This window comes from Planococcus sp. CAU13 (genome assembly GCF_000775575.1).
In the GTDB taxonomy this organism is placed as follows: Bacteria; Bacillota; Bacilli; order Bacillales_A; family Planococcaceae; genus Planococcus.
In genome coordinates this window covers 1-3,833 of sequence record NZ_JRGN01000080.1, presented here as the reverse complement: position 1 = coordinate 3,833, position 3,833 = coordinate 1, and the positions used below count along the sequence as shown (strand labels likewise).

General features: G+C 48.8%; 5 protein-coding genes and 1 riboswitch. Of the genes, 1 reads left to right on the top strand and 4 read right to left on the bottom strand.

What is annotated here, in order from left to right; genetic code table 11:
- Both KW93_RS17750 and KW93_RS03625 read right to left on the bottom strand, forming a co-directional pair.
- Positions 1-181, bottom strand: a 181-nt coding sequence (locus tag KW93_RS17750; protein WP_235318355.1) for a hypothetical protein, incomplete at its 3' end; no start/stop codon positions are given.
- A complete protein-coding gene (locus KW93_RS03625; protein ID WP_033541609.1) occupies positions 159-1,331 on the bottom strand; it encodes an MFS transporter in 1,173 nt (390 codons plus the stop codon). The genes KW93_RS03625 and KW93_RS17750, both read right to left, overlap by 23 nt.
- Before the next feature lie 62 nt (positions 1,332-1,393).
- Positions 1,394-1,493: riboswitch (purine riboswitch) on the bottom strand.
- 137 nt (positions 1,494-1,630) lie between these two features.
- Here KW93_RS03625 and KW93_RS03620 point away from each other — a divergent pair.
- Positions 1,631-2,695 (top strand): saccharopine dehydrogenase family protein, encoded by a 1,065-nt coding sequence (locus KW93_RS03620; protein ID WP_033541608.1) that lies wholly within the window; start codon positions 1,631-1,633, stop codon positions 2,693-2,695.
- Between the two features lie 10 nt (positions 2,696-2,705).
- Here the strand turns inward: KW93_RS03620 and KW93_RS03615 are convergent, their stop codons facing one another.
- Positions 2,706-3,527, bottom strand: a complete 822-nt coding sequence (locus KW93_RS03615; RefSeq protein ID WP_033541607.1) for a GNAT family N-acetyltransferase — start codon at positions 3,525-3,527, stop codon at positions 2,706-2,708.
- A 78-nt stretch (positions 3,528-3,605) separates the two neighbouring features.
- The coding region (locus tag KW93_RS17745) for a hypothetical protein (protein ID WP_033541606.1) at positions 3,606-3,833 on the bottom strand (228 nt) is incomplete at its 5' end.

Below are 3,833 nucleotides of genomic sequence, written 5' to 3'. Positions count from 1 at the left end.
CTGATAAACACCCGAAAATCGCTGATAAACACAAAAAGCCACCACCTCTCATCAAACTCAAACTCAAATAACGAAGCTTTTCGCCGGCGAAAAGCCTTCTATTAAGTTCAAAACCAAAAAAAGCGGGCGCACAAAGTGCGGCCGCTTTTTCAATTAGCTTAAGATTTGATTTCTGCTTCATTTTTTACAACCCCGGGACGCGTCAACGAAAACACGGCAAAACTGAGGGCGCCGAGCACGATGATGCCGCCGACCCAGGCGGTGCTGGTTACGGACCCGGTCTGGGCGAGGGTGAAGCCGCCGACACCGGAGCCCAGTGCAATGCCGATCTGCAGCGCCGAGTTGTTGAAGCTTTGCTGAATATCGGACGTGGATGGGTCTGTTTCAATCAGGTAGCTTTGCTGCGGCGGTGCGAGCGCCCAGCTGAGTGCTGCCCACACGATCATGACCGGCACGAAGAGGATGACGGAAAAAGTCGTGAATGGCAAAAGGAATAAAGAAAAGGCGAATGCTGAAATGACGATCAGGATGCTGCGTTTTGAACCGATCGAATCGGACATTGCCCCGCCGATAGCGCCGCCGCTGACGGCAGCGACTCCGAAGATGAGATAGAAGACGCTGATCCAGAAAGGATTCAAGTTAAGCTGCGTTTCCAGAAACGGCGTGAAATACGCATAGACCGTGTAATGGCCGGCAAGCATGAACATCGTTGCGAGATGGGCAGAGCCGATCTTGGCGCTGGCCACCGCTTTTATTTGCTGCTTCAGCGGAACGGCTGTACCGCCGGGAATCGGCTGGATGTAGCGCGCGATCAGCGCCATCGAGCCGAGCGACAGGACGGCGATTCCCAGGAAAATGAAGCGCCAGCCGAACACATCTGAAATCAGGATGCCGAGCGGTACACCCAGGACGAGTGAGGAGCTGACGCCCATGAAAATAAAGCCGATCGCTTTGGCGCGGAAACGCGGCTCGACGATTTTAGCGGCGATGGTGAGCGACAAGACGATGATCAATGCCGTACTCGCGGCGGTCAGAACCCGTGCAATCATCATCCAGGTGAAATCCGGGCTGAAGTACGTCATGATGTTGCCGAAGAAAAAGATCAACAAGGAAATCAAATAGACCTTCTTGCGTTCGAATCGGCTCGTTGCGACAAGCAGGACGGGCCCGGCAATTGCATAAATCAAAGCAAATACCGTGATTAATTGTCCGGCTGAACTCAAGGAGACGCCAAATTCATCAGCGATTGTCGGCAGGATTCCTCCGACGATCAATTCGACGAGACCGACGGCAACCGTCGATAAGGCTAAAATATATACTTTCAGATTCATTGTACAAACGCTTCCTTTCAAACATGGAAATATCAGAAAATAAAAAAAATCCTGATTACAGAAAACGAAAAGTCGTTTTCTGTAATCAGGATTTTGAGGTTCCTGGTAGAGACCCTTAAGCCGTATCCTTAAGGTTATACAGATGCTATAGGCGGTTCAGTTGTTGATTACTTTGAAAATGTTACTACAGAATAAAACTTTCTGCAAGCGGACAAATTTTAACCCGGATTTGAAAAGGTTCATTAAGATAAGGTATGATTTTAAGAACTTGAATAATAGAAGAAAAGGAAGTGGCACGCGTGCAGAAAAAGTGGCTGATTTACGGAGCTTATGGCTATACGGGAGAATTAATCGCACGTGAAGCGAAGAGGCGCGGCATGAGTCCGGTGCTGGCCGGGCGGAATCCGGAAAAACTGAAGCCGCTAGGCGATGAATTGCAGCTGGAAACGCGGGTCTTTCCGGTCAATGCATCTGCGGCTGAAAGTCTTTCTGACGTTGCGCTTGTGCTGCACTGCGCCGGGCCATTTCAAAAAACGAGTGCAGCGATAATCGAAGCCTGCCTGGAAGCAGGAGCGGATTACCTGGACATTACGGGTGAAATTTCTGTTTTTGAAAACAGTTTTGCGCAAGACAGAAAGGCAAAAGAAGCGGGTATCACCATCTGTTCGGGGGCTGGCTTCGATGTGATCCCGACAGATTGCACTGGGCTCAAATTGAAAGAGCTGATGCCCGACGCAATAAGCCTGTCCCTTGGATTTGATTCGGATTCAGGCATTTCGCCTGGTACATATAAAACGATGATCCAGGGTATGGGATCCGGAAGCGCTGAGCGCCGGAATGGTAAAATCGTACCGGTGAAACTCGGTAAACAGCGCCGGATGATCGATTTCGGGCGGGGCACGCGCTCGGCGATCGGCATTCCGTGGGGAGACGTATCGACGGCATTTTACACTACAGGTATCCCGAATATTTCAACGTGGATACCGATGAAGAAATCGCGCATAATCGGTGCCCGATTTCTCAGTCCTGCCAGTTCGGTGCTCGCATTTCCATTTATCCAGAAGACGTTGAAAAAATGGGTGGAGCGCCGGGTCAGCGGACCGGATGAAACGCTGCGTGCCGGTGCGCCTGCTTATATATGGGGAGAAGCGCGCAACGCGGATGGCGTGGTGACAACGGTGCGCATCCGGACGGCAAACGTCTACGATTTGACTGTATACGGGGCACTTGAAGTCGTGAGCCGTTTACTGGATGGAGATTATCCTTTCGGCAGCCACACGCCTGCAGCATTATTCGGTTCAGGCTTGATTGAAGAGCTGCCGGGATCCGGGAAATTTGAGGCAGAGACGATTTATCCAAAATGAACCAGTCGCATTAGCCTTTATACAAATAGTAATCTTGCGCATGCACAATTTTAAATCCTATCGCTTCATATAAACCTAAAGCATGGGCATTTTTTGTTTCCACATCCAGATGCACAGAATAACCGAGCTCATGCTGCTTTTTGACGACATGGCGCAATACTTTACGGCCAATGCCTTTTCCCTGATGTTTAGGAAGAATTGAAAATCCGTAGATCCATGCCTGATTGTTTTGTCTTTCAATACGTATCTTTCCTACGGTTTCATCTTCTGCATCAATCATGAATATGTCCGCATCAGCGTCGCCGTCAATTCTCGATTCCATTGCCGCCGCATCTTCTTTCGGGATATCGAAAGCTTCCACATCCAGCCTGATTCGCATCTCCAGATCGTCGATGGTCGCTTTCCGCAATTTAAATCCGGTTGAAGCTTCGAGCGATTGGGGCTGCCACCGCATCTGATGTTCCGAAAACTGGTAGCTGGCTCCAATTTTTTTCAGGAATTCCTTGGCTGCCGTGGATTCAGCGGGTGCATTCAATAAAATCTTCTTAAAGCCAATTCGAACTGCTGCCGCCATCGCTTGTTCGAACAGATTGGTGAAGTGCCGTTTCCGGCGCTTGTCCGGTTTGACCATTCCTGTTACTTCAACGGTTGAACCAAATGCATACAAGCCAATAAAAGCGGTTATATCCCCGTTTTCATATTGGAAAAAATCAAGTCCATCGGAATCCCTGGTCCGAAGCATTTCCCAGTTCAACTTCAATTCGAGGTCATCGTGTGCTTCTACTTCGTTTTGAAGTTGTTCAATATCGTGCAATTGTTTTGTTGATAACATGATTTTCTCCTCATTAAAAATATTCGGTATTCAAAATCATTGGGACGTCTCCGTCCTGTACTGTCGATGATACATCTATTATTTCAAACTGGCGCTATTTAGGGAAGCGCGTTTTTGCCTGCTGTGTGTTTCGTCTGCTTTAAAGTACTCTGCAACTGAAACTAACGGAGCTGGTGGACGTACCAATGCAAAAGCTGTAGTAAGAGGGGGAAATCCATTGGGTCTCAAAAAATATGCCATGCATGCAGCCTTATTAACTGCCTTTGCCATTTTGACAGGCTGTTCCGGATCTAACAATAACTCATC

What these genes read in the sequence shown, in the direction of transcription:
- KW93_RS03625 (WP_033541609.1), bottom strand. Translation starts at nt 1,331, where the DNA reads ATGAATCTGAAAGTATATATTTTAGCCTTATCGACGGTTGCCGTCGGT.
- KW93_RS03615 (WP_033541607.1), bottom strand. Translation starts at nt 3,527, where the DNA reads ATGTTATCAACAAAACAATTGCACGATATTGAACAACTTCAAAACGAA.